General features: G+C 72.0%; 22 protein-coding genes. 12 read left to right on the top strand and 10 right to left on the bottom strand.

Going from position 1 to position 23,755, the window contains the following annotated elements; all coding sequences use genetic code 11:
- Positions 1-6: 6 nt before the first annotated feature.
- The 3 genes from AB0950_RS01765 to AB0950_RS01755 form a co-directional block, all read right to left on the bottom strand.
- Positions 7-135, bottom strand: coding sequence for a hypothetical protein (locus AB0950_RS01765; RefSeq protein ID WP_360575538.1), 129 nt, complete (start codon positions 133-135; stop codon positions 7-9).
- A gap of 79 nt (positions 136-214) precedes the next feature.
- Positions 215-424 (bottom strand): acyl-CoA carboxylase epsilon subunit, encoded by a 210-nt coding sequence (locus tag AB0950_RS01760; protein ID WP_360149037.1) that lies wholly within the window; start codon positions 422-424, stop codon positions 215-217.
- Positions 425-433: 9 nt separating this feature from the next.
- A complete protein-coding gene (locus tag AB0950_RS01755; protein ID WP_360575539.1) occupies positions 434-2,026 on the bottom strand; it encodes an acyl-CoA carboxylase subunit beta in 1,593 nt (530 codons plus the stop codon).
- 111 nt (positions 2,027-2,137) lie between these two features.
- Between AB0950_RS01755 and AB0950_RS01750 the strand changes: the two genes are divergently transcribed.
- Together AB0950_RS01750 and AB0950_RS01745 are read left to right on the top strand one after the other, a co-directional pair.
- On the top strand, positions 2,138-2,998 hold the full coding sequence (locus AB0950_RS01750) for a biotin--[acetyl-CoA-carboxylase] ligase (protein ID WP_360149033.1): 861 nt from the start codon (positions 2,138-2,140) through the stop codon (positions 2,996-2,998).
- Positions 2,999-3,323: 325 nt separating this feature from the next.
- Positions 3,324-4,433 (top strand): adenylate/guanylate cyclase domain-containing protein, encoded by a 1,110-nt coding sequence (locus tag AB0950_RS01745; protein ID WP_360149030.1) that lies wholly within the window; start codon positions 3,324-3,326, stop codon positions 4,431-4,433.
- Here AB0950_RS01745 and AB0950_RS01740 read toward each other — a convergent pair.
- Entirely contained in the window at positions 4,430-5,029 is a 600-nt protein-coding gene (locus AB0950_RS01740) for a hypothetical protein (protein ID WP_360149027.1), read from the bottom strand. The genes AB0950_RS01745 and AB0950_RS01740 overlap by 4 nt on opposite strands.
- 180 nt (positions 5,030-5,209) lie before the next feature.
- Between AB0950_RS01740 and AB0950_RS01735 the strand changes: the two genes are divergently transcribed.
- The 3 genes from AB0950_RS01735 (at position 5,210) to hutH (ending at position 8,864) form a co-directional block, all read left to right on the top strand.
- Complete coding sequence (locus tag AB0950_RS01735; protein ID WP_360149024.1) at positions 5,210-6,004, top strand: enoyl-CoA hydratase-related protein; 795 nt, start codon at positions 5,210-5,212, stop codon at positions 6,002-6,004.
- An 87-nt stretch (positions 6,005-6,091) separates the two neighbouring features.
- Entirely contained in the window at positions 6,092-7,237 is a 1,146-nt protein-coding gene (locus AB0950_RS01730) for a GGDEF domain-containing protein (RefSeq protein ID WP_360149021.1), read from the top strand.
- A gap of 88 nt (positions 7,238-7,325) precedes the next feature.
- Positions 7,326-8,864, top strand: coding sequence for a histidine ammonia-lyase (gene hutH / locus AB0950_RS01725; RefSeq protein WP_366777667.1), 1,539 nt, complete (start codon positions 7,326-7,328; stop codon positions 8,862-8,864).
- Positions 8,865-8,921: 57 nt separating this feature from the next.
- Here hutH and AB0950_RS01720 read toward each other — a convergent pair whose 3' ends face one another.
- The gene (locus AB0950_RS01720) at positions 8,922-9,698 is read right to left on the bottom strand and encodes a hypothetical protein (RefSeq protein WP_366777569.1); all 777 of its coding nucleotides are present in this window, start codon (positions 9,696-9,698) and stop codon (positions 8,922-8,924) included.
- Positions 9,699-9,740: 42 nt separating this feature from the next.
- Positions 9,741-10,046: a hypothetical protein gene (locus AB0950_RS01715; RefSeq protein ID WP_360149015.1), complete on the bottom strand. Its 306-nt coding sequence runs from the start codon at positions 10,044-10,046 to the stop codon at positions 9,741-9,743.
- 109 nt (positions 10,047-10,155) lie between these two features.
- Here AB0950_RS01715 and AB0950_RS01710 point away from each other — a divergent pair, with 109 nt between their 5' ends.
- From AB0950_RS01710 to AB0950_RS01690, 5 genes are all read left to right on the top strand, one after another.
- Positions 10,156-10,500: a hypothetical protein gene (locus tag AB0950_RS01710; protein ID WP_366777568.1), complete on the top strand. Its 345-nt coding sequence runs from the start codon at positions 10,156-10,158 to the stop codon at positions 10,498-10,500.
- Between the two features lie 221 nt (positions 10,501-10,721).
- A complete protein-coding gene (locus AB0950_RS01705) occupies positions 10,722-11,969 on the top strand; it encodes an Ig-like domain-containing protein (RefSeq protein ID WP_360149009.1) in 1,248 nt (415 codons plus the stop codon).
- Between the two features lie 158 nt (positions 11,970-12,127).
- The gene (locus AB0950_RS01700; RefSeq protein WP_360575543.1) at positions 12,128-13,579 is read left to right on the top strand and encodes an ABC transporter permease; all 1,452 of its coding nucleotides are present in this window, start codon (positions 12,128-12,130) and stop codon (positions 13,577-13,579) included.
- Between the two features lie 46 nt (positions 13,580-13,625).
- Positions 13,626-14,309 (top strand): ABC transporter ATP-binding protein, encoded by a 684-nt coding sequence (locus AB0950_RS01695; RefSeq protein ID WP_360149003.1) that lies wholly within the window; start codon positions 13,626-13,628, stop codon positions 14,307-14,309.
- A 303-nt stretch (positions 14,310-14,612) separates the two neighbouring features.
- Positions 14,613-17,843 (top strand): S8 family serine peptidase, encoded by a 3,231-nt coding sequence (locus tag AB0950_RS01690; protein ID WP_360575564.1) that lies wholly within the window; start codon positions 14,613-14,615, stop codon positions 17,841-17,843.
- Between the two features lie 79 nt (positions 17,844-17,922).
- On the opposite strand, the gene AB0950_RS01685 is transcribed toward AB0950_RS01690, so the two are convergent.
- On the bottom strand, positions 17,923-18,834 hold the full coding sequence (locus AB0950_RS01685; protein ID WP_360149000.1) for a helix-turn-helix transcriptional regulator: 912 nt from the start codon (positions 18,832-18,834) through the stop codon (positions 17,923-17,925).
- Positions 18,835-19,004: 170 nt separating this feature from the next.
- Here AB0950_RS01685 and AB0950_RS01680 point away from each other — a divergent pair, with 170 nt between their 5' ends.
- On the top strand, positions 19,005-20,045 hold the full coding sequence (locus AB0950_RS01680) for an NAD(P)-dependent alcohol dehydrogenase (protein ID WP_360148997.1): 1,041 nt from the start codon (positions 19,005-19,007) through the stop codon (positions 20,043-20,045).
- Between the two features lie 313 nt (positions 20,046-20,358).
- Here the strand turns inward: AB0950_RS01680 and AB0950_RS01675 are convergent, their stop codons facing one another.
- Positions 20,359-21,477 (bottom strand): hypothetical protein, encoded by a 1,119-nt coding sequence (locus AB0950_RS01675; RefSeq protein WP_366777567.1) that lies wholly within the window; start codon positions 21,475-21,477, stop codon positions 20,359-20,361.
- 198 nt (positions 21,478-21,675) lie between these two features.
- Here AB0950_RS01675 and AB0950_RS01670 point away from each other — a divergent pair, with 198 nt between their 5' ends.
- On the top strand, positions 21,676-22,830 hold the full coding sequence (locus AB0950_RS01670; RefSeq protein WP_361976355.1) for a cystathionine gamma-synthase: 1,155 nt from the start codon (positions 21,676-21,678) through the stop codon (positions 22,828-22,830).
- Positions 22,831-22,888: 58 nt separating this feature from the next.
- On the opposite strand, the gene AB0950_RS01665 is transcribed toward AB0950_RS01670, so the two are convergent.
- Entirely contained in the window at positions 22,889-23,137 is a 249-nt protein-coding gene (locus AB0950_RS01665) for a hypothetical protein (protein WP_360148988.1), read from the bottom strand.
- Positions 23,138-23,171: 34 nt separating this feature from the next.
- A complete protein-coding gene (locus AB0950_RS01660; protein WP_366777566.1) occupies positions 23,172-23,675 on the bottom strand; it encodes a sigma factor-like helix-turn-helix DNA-binding protein in 504 nt (167 codons plus the stop codon).
- Between the last annotated feature and the right edge of the window lie 80 nt (positions 23,676-23,755).

Here is a 23,755-nt window from a genome sequence, read left to right as displayed (position 1 = left end):
GCGCGTTCACCGCAGGCCGATCACGAGCATCGCCAGGACCATCGCCAGGGCCATCAGGAAGCCGAGCCGCCGGAGCATGTGCTCCGTCTCGCGCAGTTCTTCCGGCGGCTCGTCCTCCGGGTCTGACCACAGCATTCGTCCAGCGTGCTGCCTGGTGCCGGGCGGGCGCCTGAGTACGGGTACTCAATTGGCGCCCGCCCGGCCCGCCGCTGCCTCAGCTCGGCCAGTAGGTGCGGGTCCAGGACGCCGGCCCCGGCTGGGGCAGGCGGGCCGCCGCGATCCGCGACGGGTCCGACCAGGCGTCCCTCGGGCCCTGCGCGCCGGGCGGCTGGGCCGCTGCCGCCGCGGCGCGGGCGCGGACCACCGCCAGGGCGGCGGCCAGCTCCTCCGGGGTCGGGTTGCCCCGTACGACTTTGATCGTCACAGCGGCTCCTTACAGGGGGATGTTGCCGTGCTTCTTCGGAGGCAGGGATTCCCGCTTGGTGCGCAGCTGACGCAGGCCGCGGACGATGTGGGAGCGGGTGTCGGACGGCATGATCACCGCGTCGACGTAGCCGCGCTCGGCCGCGACGTAGGGGTTGAGGAGGGTGTCCTCGTACTCCTGGATCAGCCGGGCCCTGGTGCTCTCGCCGTTTCCGGCGGACTCCGCCTCGGCGATGGTGCGGCGGTGCAGGATGTTGACCGCCCCCTGGGCGCCCATCACCGCGATCTGGGCCGTCGGCCAGGCCAGGTTGAGGTCGGCGCCCAGGTGCTTGGAGCCCATGACGTCGTACGCGCCGCCGAAGGCCTTGCGGGTGATGACCGTGATGAGCGGGACCGTGGCCTCCGCGTAGGCGAAGATCAGCTTGGCGCCGCGCCGGATGATGCCGGTGTGCTCCTGGTCGACGCCCGGCAGGAACCCGGGGACGTCGACGAAGGTCAGCACCGGGACGTTGAAGGCGTCGCACGTGCGCACGAACCGGGCCGCCTTCTCGGAGGCGTCGATGTCCAGGCAGCCGGCGAACTGCATCGGCTGGTTGGCGACGACGCCGACCGGGTGGCCCTCGACCCGGCCGAAGCCGGTGAGGATGTTCGGCGCGAAGAGCGACTGGGTCTCGAAGAACTCGCCGTCGTCCAGGACGTGTTCGATCACCGTGTGCATGTCGTACGGCTGGTTCGCGCTGTCCGGCACGACGGTGTCCAGCTCGCGGTCCTCGTCGGTGACGGCGAGGTCGGCCTCCTCCGGGAAGACCGGGGGCTCGGAGAGGTTGTTGGACGGCAGGTACGACAGCAGCTGCTTGACGTACTCGATGGCGTCCTTCTCGTCGCCGGCCATGTGGTGGGCCACGCCGGAGGCGGTGTTGTGGGTGCGGGCGCCGCCCAGCTCCTCGAAGCCGACGTCCTCGCCGGTGACGGTCTTGATGACGTCCGGGCCGGTGATGAACATGTGGCTGGTCTGGTCGACCATGACGGTGAAGTCGGTGATGGCGGGGGAGTAGACCGCGCCGCCCGCGCAGGGGCCGACGACCAGGCTGATCTGGGGGATGACGCCGGAGGCGTGGGTGTTGCGGCGGAAGATCTCGCCGTACGCGCCGAGGGACGCCACGCCCTCCTGGATCCGGGCGCCGCCGGAGTCGTTGATGCCGATGACCGGGCAGCCGGTCCTCAGCGCGAAGTCCATCACCTTGACGATCTTCTGGCCGTAGACCTCGCCGAGGGCGCCGCCGAAGACGGTGAAGTCCTGCGAGAAGACGGCGACCGGGCGGCCGTCGACGGTGCCGTAGCCGGTGACCACGCCGTCGCCGTACGGGCGGTTCTTCTCCAGGCCGAAGTTGGTGGAGCGGTGCCGGGCGAACTCGTCCAGCTCGACGAAGGAACCCTCGTCGAGGAGGAGTTCGATCCGCTCACGGGCCGTCAGCTTGCCCTTGGCGTGCTGCTTCTCGACGGCGCGTTCCGAGCCGGCGTGCGTCGCTTCCTGGATACGGCGCTGGAGGTCCGCGAGCTTGCCCGCGGTGGTGTGGATGTCGATCTCTTCCGGCTCGGACATCGGGATCGCGGCTCCCTGCCTGCTCAAAAGGGGGGACGGTTACTCATCCGTAGAGTAGTGCTGGGGCGGTGGGTCGGCAGTGCGGCGTTTCCCACACCTAGGGTGACTTGCATGACGCCGCACAATGCATCAGATGACAGTCGCTGGTCCGATCTGGACCGTCCGCCCCTGAACGCCGCGGCTCTGCGGCGTGCGCTGGTGCGCGAAGGGAGCCTGTACAGCGCGGTGGACGTGGTGCAGCGCACCGGCTCCACCAACTCCGATCTGGTCGACCGGGTGGCTGCCGGGAAGGCCGGGGAGGGCGCCGTACTCGTCGCGGAGGAGCAGACGGCGGGCAAGGGGCGGCTGGACCGCCGGTGGACGGCGCCCGCCCGGTCCGGGCTGTTCTTCTCCGTGTACCTGCGGCCCGCCGAGGTTCCGGTGGCCCGGTGGGGGTGGCTGCCGCTGCTCACCGGGGTCGCGGTGGCGACCGGACTGTCCCGGGCGGCGGGCGTGGACACGGCGCTGAAGTGGCCGAACGACCTGCTGGTGACCGTGGGCGGCCAGGAGCGCAAGGCGGGGGGCATCCTCGCCGAGCGGGCCGGCGCGGACGGTGTCGTCATGGGCGTGGGCATCAACGTCACGCTGCGGGCGGAGGAGCTGCCGGTGCCGCAGGCCGGGTCGCTGGCGCTGGCCGGGGCGGTGGGGACGGACCGGGATCCGCTGTTGCGGGCGGTGCTGCGGTCGCTGGAGGACTGGTACGGGCGGTGGCGGTCGGCCCTGGGGGACCCGTCGGTCAGCGGGCTTCAGGAGACGTATGCGGCGGGGTGCGCGACGTTGGGGCGGACCGTGCGGGCGGAACTGCCGGGGGAGCGGTCGGTTGTGGGGGAGGCGGTGGCGGTCGACGGGGACGGGCGGCTCGTCATCGCGACGGAGGCCGGCGTGCGGGAGCCGGTGGGGGCGGGGGACATCGTGCATCTGCGGCCCGCGTGACGGTGCCCTCTGCTGTCCGGCTGCCCGGTGCCGGTGCGGGCCGGGGGTCGGGTCGCTTGCCGGCGCGAGCGGGGTGCCGCTGCGCCCACCCGTGCCGCCCCAGCGGCACGACTGCCCGCAGCGGCGGCGGTGCAGCGCACCGTAAGCGGTGCGGGGAACTGCGCGACCAGCCACGGCGGGCCGTGATCGGCGGCAACGCCGGTCGCCGCACCCGGCACCGGGAAGTGGGCCACCGGCCGAACCCGACGGAGTGAGCTGGCGCACACCTGCCGTAGAGTTGAGGCCGGTCGGAACGTGACCGCGGCAGATCGGAAGGGCAGCAGGCGTGACCGTCGACGACACGGGCTCCGGCGAGGGCGCGGACGCCGCCGACTCCGGCGAGGACCCGCTGGCCCTGCGCCTCGAGCAGCTCATTCTGGGCGCCGAGCGCCGTTACACGCCGTTCCAGGCGGCCCGTAGCGCCGGTGTGTCCATGGAGCTGGCCTCGCGGTTCTGGCGGGCGATGGGGTTCGCGGACATCGGCCAGGCCAAGGCGCTGACCGAGGCCGATGTGCTCGCCCTGCGCCGGCTCGCCGGTCTGGTCGAGGCGGGGCTGCTCAGCGAGGCCATGGCGGTGCAGGTCGCGCGGTCCACGGGGCAGACCACCGCCCGGTTGGCCGAGTGGCAGATGGATTCCTTCCTGGAAGGGCTGACCGAGCCGCCTGAGCCCGGGATGACCCGCACCGAAGTGACGTATCCGATCGTGGAGCTGCTCCTGCCCGAGCTGGAGGAGTTCCTGGTGTACGTGTGGCGGCGGCAGCTCGCCGCCTCGGCCGGGCGGGTCGTGCAGTCGGCCGACGACGAGGAGATGGTGGACCGGCGGCTCGCCGTCGGCTTCGCCGATCTCGTGGGGTTCACCCGGTTGACGCGGCGGATGGAGGAGGAAGAGCTCGGGGAGCTGGTCGAGGCCTTCGAGACCACTGCCGCCGACCTGGTCGCCGCGCGCGGCGGGCGGCTGATCAAGACCCTCGGCGACGAGGTGCTGTACGCCGCCGATGACGCCGGTACCGCCGCGGACATCGCGCTGCGGCTCGTCGAGACGCTGGCGAACGACGAGACGATGCCGGAGCTGCGGGTCGGCATGGCCTTCGGCACGGTCACCACCCGGATGGGTGATGTGTTCGGTACGACGGTGAACCTGGCCTCCCGGCTGACCTCCATAGCGCCCCGGGACGCCGTGCTGGTGGACAGCGCCTTCGCCGAGGAGCTGATCCGCACCGGTGAGGCGCCCGCCTCGGAGGCGGAGGCGGCCGAGGCCGCGGCGGCTGCCGAGAAGGAGGGCGAGGAGCCGCCGAAGTACCGGTTCGCGCTCCAGCCGATGTGGCAGCGCCCGGTGCGTGGGCTGGGCGTGGTCGAGCCCTGGCTGCTCGCTCGTCGCGACGGGCAGCAGTCCTAGTTCCCGACGGTTCCTTGGTGGCCGGTGCCGCCGCCCAGTACGTCCACGCAGAGACCGAGCACCGGGACGCACAGGCCGCCGGGGCCCTGGGCCGGAGTGCTCTGGCTCGGCGCCGGCGATGTCGGGGCCGGGTGCGTGGGGGTGGGGGTCGGGCGCGGGGTGGGTGTCGTGTGCGTGGGATGGGGCGGGGTGCCGGGCAGTGAGGTCCGCGGGCTGGGGGCCGGTGCCGTGTCGGCTCCGGTGGGCGTGGTCGGGTGCGGGGTGGTTTCGGGCGATCCGGTGGCGAGGGGTGCGGGGCCGCTGCCCCCCGTGACGGAGGTCGCCGACGGCAGTGCGGTGGGGGTGGCCGAGACCGTGGCGGCCGTGTTCGCCGCGTGGTCCGTCGCGCCGGGGCGGGGCTCCGCCTCCGCCGTGCCCGGGGCGCCCGTGCCCGACTCCGGTGCGACCCGCACCAGGCTGAGCACGCCCGCCGCCAGCGCGAGACCGCCGGCGGCGAGGAGGATCCTGCGGGGGCGCGGCTTGCGGTGGCGTCCGCGGTGCGGGGCGGGTTCGCCGGTCACCTCGGCATCTGCGGTCTCGTCCGGTATCGGTGTCATGGTTTCCCTCCCCGCAGTGGCGGACGCACGCTATGCGGTGCTGTGGGTGATGTGGGGCGAGACGGCCGGGATGTCACTCGAACGGGTGTAGCCCCCTGGACTTTCCCGGGATCGGGTACGGCTGCGATGATCGGGCCGAAAGTGCGTTAACCCGCGTTAACACGTGAGCCGGAGGGTGCCATGAGCGAGGAGCGGTTCGGGGAGTTCGTGCTGGTGCGGCGGCACGGGCATGTCGCGGAGCTGATGATGGACCGGCCCAAGGCCATGAACGCGGTCTCGACGGAGATGGCCCGCTCCCTGACGGGTGCGTGCGCGGCGCTGGCCGCCGACCGGGACGCGCGCGTGGTGGTGCTGACCTCGTCCCATGAGCGGGCGTTCTGCGTCGGGGCGGACCTGAAGGAGCGGAACTCCTTCAGCGACGCGGACCTGCGGCGGCAGCGGCCGGTGACGCGCGGGGCGTACACCGCGGTGCTGGAGCTGCCGATGCCGACGATCGCGGCGGTGCACGGCTTCGCGCTGGGCGGGGGGTTCGAGCTGGCCCTGTCCTGCGACCTGATCGTGGCCGACCGCACGGCGGTGGTGGGGCTGCCGGAGGTGTCCGTGGGCGTGATCCCCGGGGGCGGCGGCACGCAGCTTCTGCCGCGCCGGGTCGGGGCGGCGCGCGCGGCCGAGCTGATCTTCTCCGCCCGGCGGGTGGAGGCGGCGGAGGCGGCCGAACTCGGGCTCGTGGACCGGCTGGTGGAGGAGGGCCGGGACCGCGAGGAGGCGCTGGAGCTGGCCGCTCGCATCGCCGGCAACTCCCCGGTCGGGCTGCGGGCCGCCAAGCGCGCGCTGCGGCTGGGGCACGGGCTGGATCTCCGGGCGGGCCTGGAGGTCGAGGACGCGGCCTGGCGGACCGTGGCCTTCTCCGGGGACCGGGCGGAAGGCGTGGCGGCCTTCAACGAGAAGCGCAAGCCGGAGTGGCCCGGGGAGTGACCAGCCCCGGGCTCGTGGCCGCACGGTCATCCACCTGATCGCCCCATCAATGTCCCGAATACGTCAAATCCTCCCTAACCTGGAGTAATGGCTGAGGACAAGCGGCTAGCCGCAGTCGTGGCGCTGGCTCAGGGGATGGCGGCGGCGCGCACCCCGCGGGACTCGTGGCAGGCCGCCGCGCGTGGCGCGTGCCGTGCGCTGGACGGCAGCTTCGCCGCGCTGTCGGTGTGGGAGCGGGAGCTGGGCCGGCTGCGGGTCCTCGTGAACGTGGGGGACCGGCGCCCGGACGAGGAGGAGTTCCCCGAGTCCGAGGCCTACCCGGTGCACCAGTTCCCGGAGATCACCGAGTTCCTGCACGAGCGGTGGGCCGGAGGGCGCGGGCCGAACGCGTGGGTGGAGACGGCCGAGGGGACCGCCGCCGGCACCCCGGGGTACTTCCATCAGCGGGTCGCCGCCCTGCGCCGCCGGGGCCGGGGGTGCTGTGTGGTCGCGCCGGTCGTGCTGCACGGCCGGGCCTGGGGGGAGGTGTACGTCGCCCGTGCCGTCAAGGCTCCCGTCTTCGACCGCGGTGACGCCGACTTCGCCACCGTGCTGGCCGCCGTCGTCGCCGCCGGGCTCGCGCAGACCGAGCGGCTGGAGGAGGCCCGCCGCCTGGCGTACACCGACCCGCTCACCGGACTCGCCAACCGCCGTGCCGTGGACGTGCGTCTGGGCGAGGCCGTGGAGCGGCACCGCAGGGAGGGTGTGGTCGTCAGCCTGGTGGTGTGCGATCTCAACGGGCTGAAGCGGGTCAACGACACCCTCGGGCACGCCGTCGGCGACCGGTTGCTGGAGCGCTTCGGCTCGGTGCTGTCGCTGTGCGGCGCGATGGTGCCGGGCGCGCTGGTCGCGCGGCTCGGCGGGGACGAGTTCTGTCTGCTGGCCGTCGGGCCGCCCGCCGACGAGGTGGTCAAAGCCGCCGATGAACTGTGCCGCAGGGCCGGGGAGTTGGAGCTGGGGGAGGGGGTGGCGTGCGGGGTCGCCTCCACCGAGGATCCGATCGGGGAGGTGCAGGACGCCCGGCGGCTGTTCCGGCTCGCCGACGCCGCCCAGTACCGGGCCAAGGCGCTGCGCGCGGACCGGCCGGTGGTCGCGGGCCGGGAGGGGCCGGGGGATCCGGTCGTACGGCTGGCCGACGAGCCGCCGCACCCGTCGGCCGCCGAGCGGCGCAGGTTCCGCGGGAGGCGGCCGTGAGGCGAAGGCCACATCCCGAGGTAAGGGTCAACCCCGCTCCCCACTAGTGACATCACCGCATTCAATGCGTACGCTCCTGAATATGGATATGCACACTGTGGTGGTGGGGACGTCGGGTGTCACGGCGTCCGACGTGCTCGCCGTGGCGCGCGGCGGTGCCCGTGTCGAGTTGTCGGCGGAGGCGGTGGCGGCCCTCGCGGCGGCCCGCGAGATCGTGGACGCGCTGGCGGCCAAGCCGGACCCGGTCTACGGCGTCTCCACCGGCTTCGGCGCCCTGGCGACCCGGCACATCAGCCAGGAACTGCGCGCCCAGCTGCAGCGCAACATCGTCCGGTCGCACGCCGCCGGCATGGGGCCGCGGGTCGAGCGGGAAGTCGTACGGGCCCTGATGTTCCTGCGCCTGAAGACCGTCTGCTCCGGGCACACCGGCGTCCGGCCCGAGGTCGCGCAGACCATGGCCGACGTGCTGAACGCCCGGATCACCCCGGTCGTGCACGAGTACGGCTCCCTCGGCTGCTCCGGCGACCTGGCCCCGCTGTCGCACTGCGCCCTGACCCTGATGGGGGAGGGCGACGCGGAGGGTCCCGACGGTGTCGTACGGCCCGCCGGCGAGCTGCTCGCCGAACACGGGATACAGCCGGTCGAGCTGCGCGAGAAGGAGGGCCTGGCCCTCCTCAACGGCACCGACGGCATGCTCGGCATGCTGATCATGGCCCTCGCCGACCTCGACACCCTCTACAAGTCCGCCGACGTCACCGCCGCCCTCAGCCTGGAGGCGCTGCTCGGCACCGACAGGGTGCTCGCGCCCGAGCTGCACGCGATCCGGCCGCACCCGGGACAGGGCGCCTCGGCCGCCAACATGCTGGCGGTGCTGAAGGGTTCGGCCCTGACCGGGCATCACCAGGACGACGCCCCGCGCGTCCAGGACGCCTACTCCGTGCGCTGCGCCCCGCAGGTCGCCGGCGCCGGCCGCGACACCATGGCGCACGCCCGCCTGGTCGCCGAGCGCGAACTGGCCTCCGCCGTCGACAACCCGGTGGTGCTGCCCGACGGGCGCGTGGAGTCCAACGGCAACTTCCACGGCGCACCCGTGGCCTATGTGCTCGACTTCCTCGCCGTCGCCGCCGCCGACCTCGGCTCCATCGCCGAGCGCCGCACCGACCGGCTGCTGGACAAGAACCGCAGCCACGGCCTGCCGCCGTTCCTCGCCGACGACGCCGGTGTCGACTCCGGGCTGATGATCGCCCAGTACACGCAGGCCGCGCTGGTCAGCGAGATGAAGCGGCTCGCCGTACCGGCCTCCGCGGACTCCATCCCGTCCTCCGCCATGCAGGAGGACCACGTGTCCATGGGCTGGTCGGCCGCGCGCAAGCTGCGCACCGCCGTGGACAACCTCACCCGGATCATCGCCATCGAGCTGTACGCGGCCACCCGCGCCATCGAGCTGCGCGAGGGCCTCACCCCGGCGCCCGCCTCCCGGGCCGTCATCGAGGCCGTACGCGCCGCCGGTGTGCAGGGTCCGGGCCCCGACCGGTTCCTGGCGCCCGACCTGGCCGCCGCCGACGCGTTCGTGCGCGGCGGGCACCTCGTCGCCGCGGTGGAGGCGGTCACCGGCCCGCTGCAGTGACGTCCCGGCACGACGGCAGGGGCCCCGCCGTGCGCGGGGCCCCTTTCTGCTGCCGTGTCACTTCAGCTTGGCCTGCTGGGCTTCGACGACCTCCGGCGACACCGTGTACGCCTTCTTCGCCATCATCGCGCCCAGGTTCGAGGTGAAGTACACCGACAGGGTGTTGCCGAGCCGGACGACCTCGGCGTGGACGGGGGCCGCGCCGCCGCCGTCCGCGTCCATGGTCGCGGTGAACGCCACCGCGCCGTCGCCCCCGCCCGCCGCCTTCTCCTCGGCGACCTTGGTGAACCGCACCGCCGTCCCCGCCTGCTTGCCGGGGAAGCCGCCGGTGCAGGACTTCACGGCGGCGGAGACCGACGCGAGGGCCTTCTCGGCGCCGTCCCCCTCGTACGAGGCCAGGGTGACCGTGGTCAGGTCCCGGTCCAGCGACTTGCGCATCGCCTCCTCGAACGCGCTGCCGTCGAGGTCGTCCAGGGAAGTCGGCTTGGCCGCGGGGGTCTTCTTCTTGTCCTGTGTCGCCAGACGGCCGGTCCGGGCCGCCGCGCCGGCCGGCGGGAGCGCGCTCATCACACGGGCCAGCGGCCGGCACGCCGCGCTGTCCGTCGTGATCGGCTGGGCGCGGGCGGCCGGCACCGGCCCCACCGCGTACCCGGGGACCTCGCCGTCGGCGATGATCAGCTTCTTCAACTCGGCGGCGCCCAGCGGCTTCGCCGCCGTACCGGAGTCCTTCGCGTCCCCGCCCGGGTCCCCGTCGGAACAGCCCGTGACAAGGGCGAACGACAGCGCGCCCAGCACCGCGGCGGCACACAGCCGTACGCCCGATGATCTCTTCATGGGCGCACTATGTGCGGATCGTCAAAGGGGCGTCAAGGGAAATCAAAAGCCCATGCGTTCGCGGCGCACCGAATAGACCACGAAACCGGCGCCCAGACCGAGGAAGAGTGTGCCGCCGACGAGGTACGGCGTGGTGTCGGGGCTTCCGGTGTCGGCGAGTTCGGGGCCGTCCTCGTCGGCCGCCGCCGTCACCGCCCTGGCCTGCTGCGTCAGATGCGTGGCGGAGGTTTCCGCGTCCGCTCTGGCCGGGGTGTCCTGTGACGCGTTCGCGGACGGGACGAACCACAGGGCGCACAGCAGGGTGCCCGCGGCGGTGGCGGTCAGCAGCGGACGGCGAGCGGATGACACGGAATATCGATCCCCTTGTGACGCTGGCGAATTGGCCGTGGGCAGCGATGTTAGTGAAAGACGCGGGTCACAGGAAAGTCACGGGAGGTTTCGGCCGTACGCTCCCGCCATGAACGCTGAAGAGACATCACGGTTTGTACGGCTTCGGGTGGAGCTGGTCCTCGAGGTGCAGGACGAGGAGCAGCTGAGCAAGGCCGCGCTGCGCCGGATCGCCGCCGATCCGGAGCTGCCGGCGGCCGAGCGGACCCAGGCCGAGGGAGCTGTGACGGAAGACACCGCGGAGGCCCTGGCGTATCTCGTCGACCCGTTCGACCTGGTCAGCGAGGTGCCCGGGGTGGAACTGCAGCAGGCGTCCTGGTCGAGCGAGCGGGTCGAGTACGACCCGGACTCGCCCGAGTGGGAACTGGACGAGGATGATGAGGAGGACGGCGAGGAAGAGGACGGCATCGGCTGAGCGTCCCGGGGGCACCCAACACCCCGGACGGCAACCGCCGTCCGGGGTTTCGTCGTCTCAGGGGACGCACGGACCGGCTCCCGCACCACCCGCACGCCCTGGACGTGGTGTGCCCCACAGATCCAGTGGAGGGGGAACGGGGCGGCACGGACGTAGCGTTGAACGTTCTTACGGGGACACTCGGGGTTTTCGGCGAATCGGCAACGATGGAGAAGCGTGTGATGACGGACAGTAAGCGGCGCAAGGGCCTGATGGCCGCGTCCGCTCTGCTCGGCGGTGTTCTGGCCCTCACCGGCTGTTCCGGCGGCGACGACGCCAAGGCGTCCGACAACGGAAAGGGCTCGCAGGCCCAGGCCGACGCGGCGGCGGCGAAGAAGTCCTCCGAGGCGCAGATCACGGTCTCGCCGAAGGACGGCTCCGACAACGCGTCGATCAACAACTCCGGCATCGTCACGGTCAGCAAGGGCACGCTCACCGGCGTCACCCTCACCACCCAGGACGGCAAGGCCGTCGCCGGGCAGCTCTCCGCCGACAAGAAGAGCTGGAAGCCCAGCGTCCAGCTGGAGCGCTCGACCACCTACAAGGTCGCCGCGGAGGCGAAGGACTCGCAGGGCCGCACAGCCCACGAGAACGCCACCTTCACCACGGTCGCCCCCGCCCACAGCTTCATAGGCACCTTCACCCCGGACAACGGCGCCACGGTCGGCGTCGGCATGCCCGTCTCGATCAACTTCGACAAGGCGATCACCAACAAGGCCGCCGTCCAGAAGGGCATCACGGTCACCTCCAGCAGCGGCCAGGAGGTCGCCTGCCACTGGTTCAACGCCAACCGCATGGACTGCCGCCCGGAGCAGTACTGGAAGGAAGGCTCCACCGTCACCCTCAAGCTGGCGCTCGACGGCGTCGAGGGCGCGCCCGGCATCCACGGCGTCCAGCAGAAGACGGTCACCTTCCACATCGGCCGCAACCAGGTGTCCTACGTCGACGCGAAGACCAAGCAGATGAAGGTCACGCAGGACGGCAAGGTCGTCAAGACCATCCCGATCTCCGCGGGCGCCCCCGAGCACACCACGTACGAGGGCCAGATGGTGATCTCCGAGAAGTTCACCCAGACCCGGATGAACGGCGCGACCGTCGGCTTCAAGGACTCCGACGGCAAGGGCGAGTACGACATCAAGGACGTGCCGCACGCCATGCGCCTGACCAACTCGGGCACCTTCATCCACGGCAACTACTGGGGTGCGCCGTCCGTCTTCGGCAACGTCAACACCAGCCACGGCTGCGTCGGTCTGCAGGACGTCAAGGGCGCCGGCGACCCGAACACCCCGGCCGCCTGGTTCTACAGCCACTCCCTGATCGGTGACGTGGTGGTCGTCCAGAACACCGGCGACAAGACGGTCGCCCCGGACAACGGCCTCAACGGCTGGAACATGAACTGGGCCCAGTGGAAGGCCGGTTCGGCCGCCTGACAGCCCGCCCACAGCTTCGCCGGTGCCGCCCCTGAGAGGGCGGCACCGGTGTTTTCCGGGGCCTGCCGAGCCCTCAACGGCGCGCCCACAGCGGCCTTCTCATGCTTCTCTTATCCCGGCCTCAGGGTGCCGTCACGGTCCGTCCCTAGCGTGCGGCCATGTTCTTCACCTACCTGAGGCGCGAACTGCGCCGCCGTAGAAAAGCGGCCCTCGTCGTCGCCTCCGGCCTCGCGCTGGGCATCGCGCTGGTCATCGTGGTCAACTCCGTGTCCAACGGCATGGGGAAGGCCCAGGACAAGGTCCTGCAGTCGCTGTACGGCCTGGGTACGGACATGACGGTCACCAAGGCGGCCACGCCGACCGCCGCCGGCTCCCAGCAGCCCCGCTTCCAGTTCGGGGCGCGCGACAACGGCGACAATTCCACCCAGAGCAGCGACCGGGTGCGGGTGCAGGGCTTCACCACCCTGGCCTCCTCCACGGTCACCAAGGTCGCCGGGCAGAAGGGCGTGTCGTCGGCCGTCGGCGGGCTCAGCCTCAACGTGTTCCGGGTCAGCGGCCAGTTCACCCGCGGCCAGTTCCAGCAGAGCGGCGGCGCGGGCGGCTTCCAGCGGGGCGGCGCCACCGGCGCGCCGCAGGGCGAGGTCAAGGGCGGCGGCGCCGACTTCGACCTCAACCAGTACACGGTCTTCGGCACCGACGTCACCCACACCGGGATCGGCCCGCTGACCTCCTCGAAGATCACCAGTGGCCGTACCTTCAAGACCACCGAGACCGATGCCAAGGTGGCCGTGGCGGACTCCGCGTACGCCAAGGAGAAGAAGTACAAGGTCGGCTCCACCGTCACGATCAAGGGCACCAAGTTCACGGTGATCGGCATCGCCACCGCGAACAGCGGCGACTCGGCGGCCAACCTGTACATCCCGCTGAAGCAGGCGCAGACCCTCGCCGACGAGAAGAACAAGATCACCACGATCTACGTCAAGGCGACCGACTCGCAGCAGATCGACACCGTCAAGTCCGCCATCCAGAAGAACGTCTCCGGTACGACGGTCACCACCTCTGCCGACCTCGCCAAGACGGTCTCCGGCTCCCTGTCCACCGCCTCCTCGCTGGCCACCAAGGTCGGCAAGTGGCTCTCCATCGCGGTGCTGGTCGCCGCGTTCCTCGTCGCCGGGCTGCTCACCTCCTCCGCGGTCTCCCGGCGCGTCCGCGAGTTCGGCACGCTCAAGGCGCTGGGCTGGAAGTCGGGCCGGGTGACCCGGCAGGTCGTCGGCGAGGCCATGGTCAACGGCCTGGTCGGCGGCGTCCTCGGCATCGCCCTCGGCCTGGCGGGCGCGTACGCGGTGACGGCGGTCAGCCCGACGCTCCAGGCCCAGCTGGGCGGCACCGGCGGGGGCTTCGGCGGCGGTCCCGGCGCAGGCGGCGGCTTCGGGGGTCCCGGCCGCGCGGCCGCGAAGTCCCTTCAGGTCGCTCTCACGGCTCCGGTCAGCGTGACGACGATCGTCCTGGCGGTGGCCCTCGCGGTGGCCGGCGGGCTCATCGCGGGCGCGTTCGGCGGCTGGCGCGCCTCGCGCCTGCGCCCGGCGGACGCACTGCGCCGCGTCGAGTAGCCGGCGTCGGCGCACCCCCCGAACCCCACCCCACCCAGGAGCCACCATGTACGAACTCAGAAACGTCACCAAGCGCTACACCAGGGGCAAGGACACCGTCCACGCCCTCGACGGCGTGGACCTGGCCATCGGCGACGGGGACCGGCTCGTCATCCAGGGTCCCACCGGCGGCGGGAAGTCCACCCTCCTGCAGATGCTCGGCGGTCTCGACCGGCCCACCTCCGGCGAGGTCGTGCTGGACGGCACCGACCTGGCCAAGCTCAGCGAGGCCCGGCTGACCAGGGTCCGCAGCGAGAACATCGGCTTCGTCTTCCAGTCCTTCAACCTCATCCCCACCCTGACCGCCCAGGAGAACGTGGAGACGGCCCTCGTGCCCCTCGGCCTCAAGGTCAGGGAACGCCGCGAACTCGCCGCGGAGGCCCTGCACTCCGTCGGCCTCGGCGAACGCCTGCACCACCTCCCCGGCGAGATGTCCGGAGGCCAGCAGCAGCGCGTCGCCATCGCCCGGGCCGTCGTCAAGAAGCCCAAGGTGCTGCTCGCCGACGAACCCACCGGCAACCTCGACGAGGGCATGCGGGACGAGATCATGGACGTGCTCGAACGCCTGTGGAAGGAGCACGGGTTGACCTTCATCATGGTCACCCACGACTCCGCGATCGCGAAGAAGGCCCCGCGCCTGGCCACCATCCGCAAGGGCAGGATCACGGTGAAGGAGAACGCCGCGACCTGACGCCGCACAACGCCCCTCGCACCCAGCGCACTTGGCGGTTGTGTAACGGTGTCCCGCAGGAGGCGTAACAGTTTCCCGTCACTCCTTCTTACCCTCCTCTCATCTGTTGAGCCGTCTGATCACCCCCCGGCATACTGCGTGATCCCGGGGGGTTGTCGTATATGCGTACGAGTCCACCCCCGGCCGGGTGAACGGGGAATTCACCCGGTACCTCATCTCCAGGGGGAGAACTTGCGCAGACAAGTCAAAAGGGCTGCCGCGGCCACCGTGGCCACGGCCGCAGCCGTCGCCCTCGCAGCGGGTATGACCAGCCCGGCGTCGGCGAAGCCCACGGAGCGCACCGCCGCCTCCGCGCTCATCGCGAAGACCCATGTCACTCTGATCACCGGCGACCGCGTCGCCCTCGACGCCAAGGGCCGGATCGTCGGCCTGCAGCGGGCCAAGGGCCGCGAGCACATACCCTTCCAGGTCCGCCGGACCGAGGGCCACACGCTGGTCGTCCCGGTCGACGCGGCCCACCTGGTCGCCTCCGGCACACTGGACCAGCGCCTGTTCGACGTCACCGAGCTGAACAAGGCCGCCACCCGCCGGGCCCAGAAGGACGGCCTGAAGGTCATCGTCGGCTACAGCGGCTCCGCCGCTTCCGCCAAGGCCGGCGTCCGGGGCGTAAGTCAGCTGCGGCGCAGCCTGAGCGCCCTCGACGCCGACGCCGTGCAGACGCCGGTCAAGAACACCGCCGCCCTCTGGCGCGCCGTCACCGACGGCGGCCGGGCCGCCTCCGGCATCGCGCACGTCTGGCTCGACGGCGTCCGCAAGGCCTCACTCGACAAGTCCGTGCCGCAGATCGGCGCGCCGGTCGCGTGGAAGGCCGGCTACACCGGCAAGGGCGTGAAGGTCGCCGTCCTGGACACCGGCGTGGACACCGGTCACCCGGACCTCAAGGACCAGGTGATCGCCTCCAAGAACTTCACCTCCGCCGCCGACGCCACCGACCACTACGGGCACGGCACCCACGTCGCCTCCATCGTGGCGGGCACCGGCGCCAAGTCCGGCGGGAAGTACAAGGGTGTGGCCCCGGACGCCAGGATCCTCAACGGCAAGGTGCTGGACGACACCGGCTCCGGAGACGACTCCGGCATCCTCGCCGGCATGGAGTGGGCCGCCTCCCAGGGCGCCTCCGTCGTCAACCTCAGCCTCGGCGGCTACGACAGCCCCGGCATCGACCCGCTCGAGGCCGAGGTCAACAAGCTCTCCACGACCAAGAACATCCTGTTCGCGATCGCCGCGGGCAACGACGGCCCCCAGTCGATCGGTTCACCGGGCAGCGCGGACGCCGCGCTCACCGTCGGCGCCGTCGACAAGAAGGACAAGCTCGCCGACTTCTCCTCCACCGGCCCGCGCGTCGGCGACGGCGCCATCAAGCCCGACGTCACCGCGCCCGGCGTGGACATCACCGCCGCCGCGGCCAAGGGCAGCGTCATCGACCAGGAGGTCGGCGAGAAGCCCGAGGGCTACCTGACCATCTCCGGCACCTCGATGGCCACCCCGCACGTCGCCGGCGCCGCCGCGATCCTGAAGCAGGAGCACCCCGACTGGGGCTACGCCGAGCTGAAGGGCGCGCTCACCGGCTCCGCCAAGGGCGGCGACTACACGCCGTACCAGCAGGGTTCGGGCCGTATCGCGGTGGACAAGGCGATCAAGCAGTCCGTGATCGCCGACCCGGTCTCGGTGAACTTCGGTGTGCAGCAGTGGCCGCACACCGACGACAAGCCGGTCACCAAGAAGGTGACCTACCGCAACCTCGGCGACAAGGACGTCACGCTCACCCTGAGCAGCACCGGTCTCGACCCCAAGGGCCACGCGGCGCCGGCCGGCTTCTTCACGCTCGGCGCGACCACACTGACCGTCCCGGCGCACGGCAAGGCCTCCGTCGCCCTCACCGCCGACACCAGGCTGGGCGGCACCCTCGACGGCGCGTACTCCGCGTACGTCACCGCGACCGGCGCCGGCCAGACGGTCCGCACGGGCGCCGCGGTGCAGCGCGAGGTGGAGTCGTACGACGTCACGCTGAAGGTCATCGGCCGTAACGGCAAGCCCGCGAAGTACTACACCGCCGACCTCGCCGGCCTGTCCGGCCTGGGCAGCGGCACGGACGTGAGCCCCTACGACCCGTCCGGCACGGTCAAGGCGCGCCTGCCCAAGGGCACCTACACCCTCAACTCGGCCGTCTCCGTGGACAAGGACGGCGTCAAGGGCACCGACTGGATCGCCCAGCCCTCGCTGACCGTCACCAAGAAGCAGACGATCACGATCGACGCCCGCAAGGCCAGGCCGGTCGACATCACCGTCCCGGCCGCGGGCGCGACGTCGCAGTTCGCCTGCCCCGGCTACCAGGTCACCAGCGGCGACACCACGTACAGCTACAGCTGGTTCCTCGACTCGTACAAGAACTTCCGCACCGCCCACCTCGGCCCCAAGGTTCCCGCGGGCCGGCTGTTCCAGCAGTGGGACGCGCACTGGACCAAGGGCGCGAGCGAGGAGTACGACGTCACCTCCGGCGGCCCGGTCCGGCAGCTCGCCACCGGGTACACCAAGCACTACAAGGCGAGCGAGCTGGCCACCGTCAAGGCCCGCCTCGGCGCCTCCGCGAGCGGCAGGACCGGCTCGATCAGCGCCGTCGGCTGGCTCCCCGACAGCGTGGGCGCCTCCTCCATCGACATCGCGCAGAAGCTGCCCGGCACCCGCACCCTGCACCTGTCCACGGCCGGCGGGGTCCTGTGGAACCTGGACTTCACCCAGTACGGCGGCAGGGACCAGGACGGATTCCCCGTCGCCGACGCCGGATACTCGGTCGGCGAGTCCTCCTTCAAGGCCGGCCACAGCTACACCAGGACCGTGAACACCGCCGTCTTCGGCCCGCACGTCGGCAAGGACCTCGGCCTGTTCCGCGACGGCAACGACATCTACGGCTCGCTGCCGCTGTTCGCCGACTCCGGCAGGCACCCCGGGTACTCGCAGTTCACCTCGGTGCGCACGACCCTGTACCGCGACGGCACCAAGGTCGGCTCCAACGACGACCCGCTGTTCGGCGAGGCGGCGTTCAAGGTCCCGGCCGGTGACGCCGCGTACAGGCTGACCACCTCGGTCACCCGCTCGGCGAAGGTCGCCCAGGCGTCCTCGCGGATCGACGCGGCCTGGACCTTCCGCTCCAAGAAGGCCTCGGCCGCCGTCCAGCTCCCCGCCTCCGCCCTGCACTACGGCGCCACGACCGGCCTGGACAGCCGGGTCCCGGCCGGGCGGACGGTCACCTTCCCGGTCACCGTCGAGGGCGCGGCAGCCGGCGGCAACCTCAAGTCCCTGACCGTGTACGTCTCCTACGACGGCAAGACCTTCAAGAAGGTCGACGTCCGCGGCGGAAAGATCACGGTGAAGAACCCGGCGAAGGGCAAGTCCGTCTCCTTCCGCTCCGAGATCACCGACAAGAAGGGCAACACGTCGAAGATCACGATCTACGACGCGTACTTCGGCAAGTGAGCCGCAGCACCCACCACCGCATGAAGTGAGGGGCACCCGGAGCACAGGCGCCGGGTGCCCCTCGGCGCTTTCAGGACGTTCAGGAGGACGGCACCGCGCGGATCGCGTCCGTGCCCCAGCTGGCCAGCAGCCGCAGGGAGTCGGCGGACGGCGAACCCGGCTCGGCGTGGTAGGTGACCAGGCTCTGCTCCGAGTCGTCCGTCAGCTTGAACGACTCGAACTGCAGGGAGAGATCGCCCACCAGCGGATGATGCAGACGCTTGACGCCGTGGTTCTTCTCCTTGACGTCGTGCGTCGCCCACAGCCGGCGGAACTCCTCGCTCTTGACCGAGAGTTCCCCCACCAGCGCCGACAGCTTCGAATCGTCCGGGTGGCAGCCCGCGTCCATGCGCAGGGCGCAGACGATGTCGATCGCCTTCTGCTCCCAGTCGACGAACAGCTCCCGGTACTCCGGGCGCAGAAACGTCAGACGGGCCCAGTTCCGCTCGGCCGCCGGCAGCTCCGCCCAGTCGCCGAACAGCGCCGCCGCCATCCGGTTCCAGGCGAGGATCTCCGCCCGGCGCCCCACGACGTACGCCGGTACGCCGTCCATCGTGTCCAGCAGCTGCCGCAGCGCGACGCGGACCTGCTGCTGCCGTGCCGCCGGCTTCTTCTTGTGCGACTTCGGCTTGGCCAGATGCGTCAGATGCGCGTGCTCGGCGTCCGACAGCCTGAGCGCCCGCGCGATCGCGTCCAGCACCTCCGCCGAGACGTTCCGCCCGTTGCCCTGCTCCAGGCGCGTGTAGTACGCCACCGACACGCCGGCCAGCTGCGCCAGCTCCTCGCGCCGCAGCCCCGGCACCCGGCGGCGCCGCCCGAACTGAGGCAGGCCCACGTCCTCCGGCTTCAGCCGGGCCCGCCGGCTGCGCAGGAACTCGCTCAGCTCGGCCCGCCGGTCCAGTGCGTGCCCTGCGGTGGCCGTGGCTTCCTGCGCCGAGTCCCTTCGTTCCATACGTCCAGTATTCCTGGTGGTAGGCACACGAGCCTGACCCCGCCAGTGGTAGGCACGGCGGTCGTACGCAACAGCGTGGTCTGGGTGACGTGCGCGGACTGGGGCAGGCTGGAGCGCGTACCCGGCCGGAAGGCGGCCGGGCACGGACCACCTGCTAGGAGAACCCCGGCATGACCACTGTTGCTGCGTACGCCGCCCCCGCCGCGAAGGCTCCGCTGGAGCGGACGACCATCGAGCGACGCGCGGTCGGCGAGTTCGACGTCCTGATCGACATCAAGTTCGCCGGCATCTGCCACTCCGACATCCACCAGGCCCGCGAGGGCTGGGGCGAGGCGATCTTCCCGATGGTCCCGGGCCACGAGATCGCGGGGGTCGTCTCCGAGGTCGGCCCCGGTGTGACGAAGTTCGCCGTCGGTGACCGCGTCGGCGTCGGCTGCATGGTCGACTCCTGCCGCGAGTGCGAGAACTGCCGACGCGGGCTGGAGCAGTTCTGCGTCAAGGGCATGGTCGGCACCTACAACGCCGTCGGCAGGGACGGCGAGCCCACCTACGGCGGCTACTCCGAGAAGATCGTCGTCGACGAGAACTACGTCGTGCGCATCCCGGACGGCCTGTCCCTGGACGTGGCGGCCCCGCTGCTGTGCGCCGGCATCACCACCTACTCGCCGCTCAGGCACTGGAACGCCGGCCCCGGCAAGAAGGTCGCCGTCGTCGGCCTCGGCGGCCTCGGCCACATGGCCGTCAAGATCGCGCACGCGATGGGCGCCGAGGTCACCGTCCTGTCGCAGTCCCTGCGCAAGAAGGACGACGGCCTGAAGCTGGGCGCCGACCACTACCACGCCACCAGCGACCCGAAGACCTTCGAGGAGCTGGCCGGCACGTTCGACCTGATCGTCTCCACCGTCTCGGCGCCGATGGACTTCGGCGCGCTGCTGTCGCTGCTGAAGGTGGACGGCGCGCTGGTGAACGTGGGCGCCCCCGAGGAGCCCATCTCCCTCAACCTGTTCTCGGTGATCGGCGGCCGCAAGACCCTCGCCGGCTCGATGATCGGCGGCATCGCCGAGACCCAGGAGATGCTCGACTTCTGCGCCGAGCACAACCTGGGCGCCGAGATCGAGCTGATCAGCGCCGGCCAGATCAACGAGGCCTACGAGCGGGTGCTGGCGAGCGACGTCCGCTACCGCTTCGTGATCGACACGGCGACGATCTGAGACAGGGCTGAAGAGGCGCCGGGCCGGAGTGCGGCGCGGTGACGGTGAGGTGGCGGGCTGGGGTGCGGCGCGGTGCCGGGCCGGTGGGGCGGCGGGCCGCAGTTCGGCGCTGCGCCGGTGGGGCGGCGGGCTGGGGTGTGGCGCGGTGACGGTGAGGTGGCGGGCCGGGGTGCGGCGCGGCGCCGGGCCGGTGGGGCGGCGGGCCGGGGTGCGGCGCCCGGCCGGTGGGGGCCGCCGCCCCTCGCCGGAATTGCCCTGCGCCGCCGCCCGCCACCGCGGACCGGGCCGTCACGGCGCCGGGGCCGGGCTCGGATCAGCCCGGGAGGGTGGCCGGGCTGCCGCCGCCCGCTTCATAACCGGCCACCGCCAGGGCGCGGTAGAGGGCGAACTCGGCGGCCGGGTCGGCGGACAGCGCCCAGGGCAGCGCGCCGACGTGCCCGTCGACGTGTATCAGCTGGTGCATGGCCTCGTGCCAGCGCTCGGCGCGGACCAGGAAGAAGATCAGCAGGTGGCGGACGTGCGCGAGCATCGGGTCGTCGGCGCGGGCCGCGTGCACCGCGTGCAGGGCGCCGTGCATCGCCTTGGTGACGACCTCGCTCTGGTAGAAGCTCGCCACCAGGTTCACCTCGGGGAGGTGCTCGAAGACCGCGAACAGCGGCAGCGCGGCCAGCAGCGAGCCCTCCGGGGCGCGGGCCGCGGCGGCCTCGGCGAAGGCGTACGCCTGCTCGCGTGAGCCGTGCCACTTCTCGCAGCAGTAGTGCAGGGCGGCCAGATGCGCGCCCATGTGCTGCGGGGCGCGGTCGAGGATCTTCAGCCACAGCTGGTCGAACTCGGCCTGGGAATAGGCCAGTCCTCGGGCGATGGACAGCTCGACGATGTACGGCACCGGGTCGCCGGGGGCCAGCAGCGCGGCCTGCGCGCTGACGTCCCGGGCCTCCTCCATGATGATCCGGAACTCGTCCGTGCCCGGCGTCGACGTCCGCCAGGCCTGCTGCACCAGGAACTCCGCGTAGACGGCGGCGCAGCCCGCGTCCTTGGGCTGCTCGGCCCGCCACACCCGCAGCCACTGGCCGCCCGGCGTCTCGTGCACCCCGCCGGGCCGCTGCTGCAGCTCCAGCGCGGCGGCGCCCGCGAAGGCCTGCACCCGCTGCCAGCGCAGCTCGCCCGCCGTCTCGGTGCCGGCCAGCAGCTGGGAGGCCGCGCGATAGTCCTGCGTGCGCTGCACCAACTCCAGGACGTCCAGCAGGTCCTGGTCCGGGCCGGGAACGCGCACGTCCAGCTCCTCCTGGCGCACGAAGCCGTAGGCCGCCGGGTCGGCGGCGTCCGGGTGTCCCGGGGGAACCTGCTGGATCACCCCGCGCCTGCGCCGCACGACCGAGAGCAGCACGAAGCTCAGCATGAGCAGCGCCATCAGCAGCCAGAGAATCGCCATGCCCCAAGCGAACCAGACGCCGCCGACAATTGGCCAACCCCGCCGCGGGCCTGTGGAAAACTCCCGTCCGGACCATGACAGACGGACCGGTCCGGGCGTCAGGCTCACCGGCCCGGGCGACAGACTCACCGGCCCGGGCCGCGTTCCCGCCGAGCGGCGGGCGTCAGCATCCGGCCAGGCGCACTACGCTCGGTGCACATGAGCGACAGGCACATCAGTCAGCACTTCGAGACCCTCGCGATCCACGCGGGCAACACCGCGGATCCCCTCACCGGCGCGGTCGTCCCGCCGATCTACCAGGTCTCGACCTACAAGCAGGACGGCGTCGGCGGGCTGCGCGGCGGCTACGAGTACAGCCGCAGCGCCAACCCCACCCGCACCGCCCTCGAGGAGAACCTCGCCGCGCTGGAGGGCGGCCGCCGCGGCCTCGCGTTCGCGTCCGGACTGGCGGCCGAGGACTGCCTGCTGCGCACGCTGCTCAGCCCCGGCGACCACGTCGTCATCCCCAACGACGCCTACGGCGGCACCTTCCGCCTCTTCGCCAAGGTCGTCTCCCGCTGGGGCGTGGAGTGGTCGGTAGCCGACAGCAGCGACCCGGCCGCCGTACGGGCCGCGATCACCCCGAAGACCAAGGCCGTGTGGGTGGAGACCCCCTCCAACCCGCTGCTCGGCATCACCGACATCGCCGCCGTCGCGTCCGTCGCGCACGACGCGGGCGCCAGGCTCGTCGTCGACAACACCTTCGCCACGCCCTACCTCCAGCAACCGCTGTCGCTCGGCGCGGACGTCGTCGTGCACTCCCTGACCAAGTACATGGGCGGTCACTCGGACGTGGTCGGCGGCGCGCTGATCGTCTCCGACCAGGGCCTCGGCGAGGAACTGGCCTACCACCAGAACGCGATGGGCGCCGTCGCCGGCCCCTTCGACTCCTGGCTGGTGCTGCGCGGCACCAAGACCCTCGCGGTGCGCATGGACCGGCACAGCGAGAACGCCGCGAGGATCGCCGAGATGCTCACCCGGCACCCGCGCGTGACCAGCGTCCTCTACCCGGGCCTGCCCGAGCACCCCGGCCACGAGGTCGCCGCGAAGCAGATGAAGGCGTTCGGCGGCATGGTCTCCTTCCGCGTCGAGGGCGGCGAGCAGGCCGCGGTCGAGGTGTGCAACCGCGCCCAGGTGTTCACCCTCGGCGAGTCGCTCGGCGGCGTCGAGTCCCTGATCGAGCACCCCGGCCGGATGACCCACGCCTCCGCGGCCGGCTCCGCCCTGGAGGTCCCCGGCGACCTGGTGCGCCTGTCCGTGGGCATCGAGAACGTCGACGACCTGCTCGCCGACCTCCAGCAGGCCCTGGCCTGACCACCCCGCGGGTCCGTACCTCCCGTCGACCTCGTCGGCCGCACCGGCACCCCTGTGCTCACCAGCCGGTGATCGGCGGAGTCGTCTGGGAGGGCGGTGTCGTCCACGGGTGCACGCGGGCGGCCCACACGCTGAACGCGACGGCCGCGGCGCAGGCCAGCAGCCACAGCACCCGGCGGACGAGCTGCCTGCGCCGCAGCAGGCGCTCGCCGCGGCGCACGGCCTCCGCGTACAGGTCCGGCGGCACCGGTACCGGGGCCTTCTCCATGATCTGCCGCGCGGCGGCCTCCCGTTGCGGCCGGTTCACCGCGGCCTCCCCGTGCGCTCGGCGTGCCGCCCCCTCATGACGGCGCCACCTCCCGGCCCGCCGTGCGGGGCCTGGGCGGGCTCGGCGGATGCAGGAGGCCGGCCGTCGCGCGGTCGCAGATGGTGTGCACGCGCTCCGCGGGAAGGCCCAGCAGGGCCGCCGCCTGTTGCTCGGCGACGCCTTCGTACAGGCGCAGTACCAGGATCAGCCGTTCCTGCGGGGTGAGCGCGGCCAGCGGGCTGCGCGGGTCCGGGCGGGCGCGGCCGAACGCGCCGTACTGGTACCAGGTCGTGCGCGCGAAGCGGCTGGCGAGGTACTGGCGGGCGCAGTCGTACGGATCCTCGCCGTGCAGCCGTTCCCAGCGGGCGTAGGTGTGGGCGAGCGCGAGCGTCAGCAGGCGCCGGGCACGCGGGTTGGCGTCCGGGGCCTCCGCGGTCATCAGCGTGGCGGCATGCAGCAGACGTCCGGCCGCGCCCGCGACGAACGCCTCGAACTCCCGGGCCCGGCGGGCAGCTCGGGACACCTGCCGATCACGCACGGCGCCTCCCCCACGAGGGGGCCCCGTCCGGTACGGGAAGGGTGAACCGCGTACGACACAGGACCCGGTCTCATATGAGG

The organism is Streptomyces sp. NPDC007189 (genome assembly GCF_040703635.1).
Lineage (GTDB): Bacteria > Actinomycetota > Actinomycetes > Streptomycetales > Streptomycetaceae > Streptomyces.
This window is presented reverse-complemented; position numbering and strand designations above follow the sequence as displayed.

What these genes read in the sequence shown, in the direction of transcription:
- AB0950_RS01765 (WP_360575538.1), bottom strand. Translation starts at nt 135, where the DNA reads ATGCTGTGGTCAGACCCGGAGGACGAGCCGCCGGAAGAACTGCGCGAG.
- AB0950_RS01755 (WP_360575539.1), bottom strand. Translation starts at nt 2,026, where the DNA reads ATGTCCGAGCCGGAAGAGATCGACATCCACACCACCGCGGGCAAGCTC.
- AB0950_RS01750 (WP_360149033.1), top strand. Translation starts at nt 2,138, where the DNA reads ATGACGCCGCACAATGCATCAGATGACAGTCGCTGGTCCGATCTGGAC.
- AB0950_RS01740 (WP_360149027.1), bottom strand. Translation starts at nt 5,029, where the DNA reads ATGACACCGATACCGGACGAGACCGCAGATGCCGAGGTGACCGGCGAA.
- AB0950_RS01735 (WP_360149024.1), top strand. Translation starts at nt 5,210, where the DNA reads ATGAGCGAGGAGCGGTTCGGGGAGTTCGTGCTGGTGCGGCGGCACGGG.
- AB0950_RS01730 (WP_360149021.1), top strand. Translation starts at nt 6,092, where the DNA reads ATGGCTGAGGACAAGCGGCTAGCCGCAGTCGTGGCGCTGGCTCAGGGG.
- hutH (WP_366777667.1), top strand. Translation starts at nt 7,326, where the DNA reads ATGCACACTGTGGTGGTGGGGACGTCGGGTGTCACGGCGTCCGACGTG.
- AB0950_RS01720 (WP_366777569.1), bottom strand. Translation starts at nt 9,698, where the DNA reads ATGAAGAGATCATCGGGCGTACGGCTGTGTGCCGCCGCGGTGCTGGGC.
- AB0950_RS01710 (WP_366777568.1), top strand. Translation starts at nt 10,156, where the DNA reads ATGAACGCTGAAGAGACATCACGGTTTGTACGGCTTCGGGTGGAGCTG.
- AB0950_RS01705 (WP_360149009.1), top strand. Translation starts at nt 10,722, where the DNA reads ATGACGGACAGTAAGCGGCGCAAGGGCCTGATGGCCGCGTCCGCTCTG.
- AB0950_RS01700 (WP_360575543.1), top strand. Translation starts at nt 12,128, where the DNA reads ATGTTCTTCACCTACCTGAGGCGCGAACTGCGCCGCCGTAGAAAAGCG.
- AB0950_RS01695 (WP_360149003.1), top strand. Translation starts at nt 13,626, where the DNA reads ATGTACGAACTCAGAAACGTCACCAAGCGCTACACCAGGGGCAAGGAC.
- AB0950_RS01690 (WP_360575564.1), top strand. Translation starts at nt 14,613, where the DNA reads ATGACCAGCCCGGCGTCGGCGAAGCCCACGGAGCGCACCGCCGCCTCC.
- AB0950_RS01685 (WP_360149000.1), bottom strand. Translation starts at nt 18,834, where the DNA reads ATGGAACGAAGGGACTCGGCGCAGGAAGCCACGGCCACCGCAGGGCAC.
- AB0950_RS01680 (WP_360148997.1), top strand. Translation starts at nt 19,005, where the DNA reads ATGACCACTGTTGCTGCGTACGCCGCCCCCGCCGCGAAGGCTCCGCTG.
- AB0950_RS01675 (WP_366777567.1), bottom strand. Translation starts at nt 21,477, where the DNA reads ATGGCGATTCTCTGGCTGCTGATGGCGCTGCTCATGCTGAGCTTCGTG.
- AB0950_RS01670 (WP_361976355.1), top strand. Translation starts at nt 21,676, where the DNA reads ATGAGCGACAGGCACATCAGTCAGCACTTCGAGACCCTCGCGATCCAC.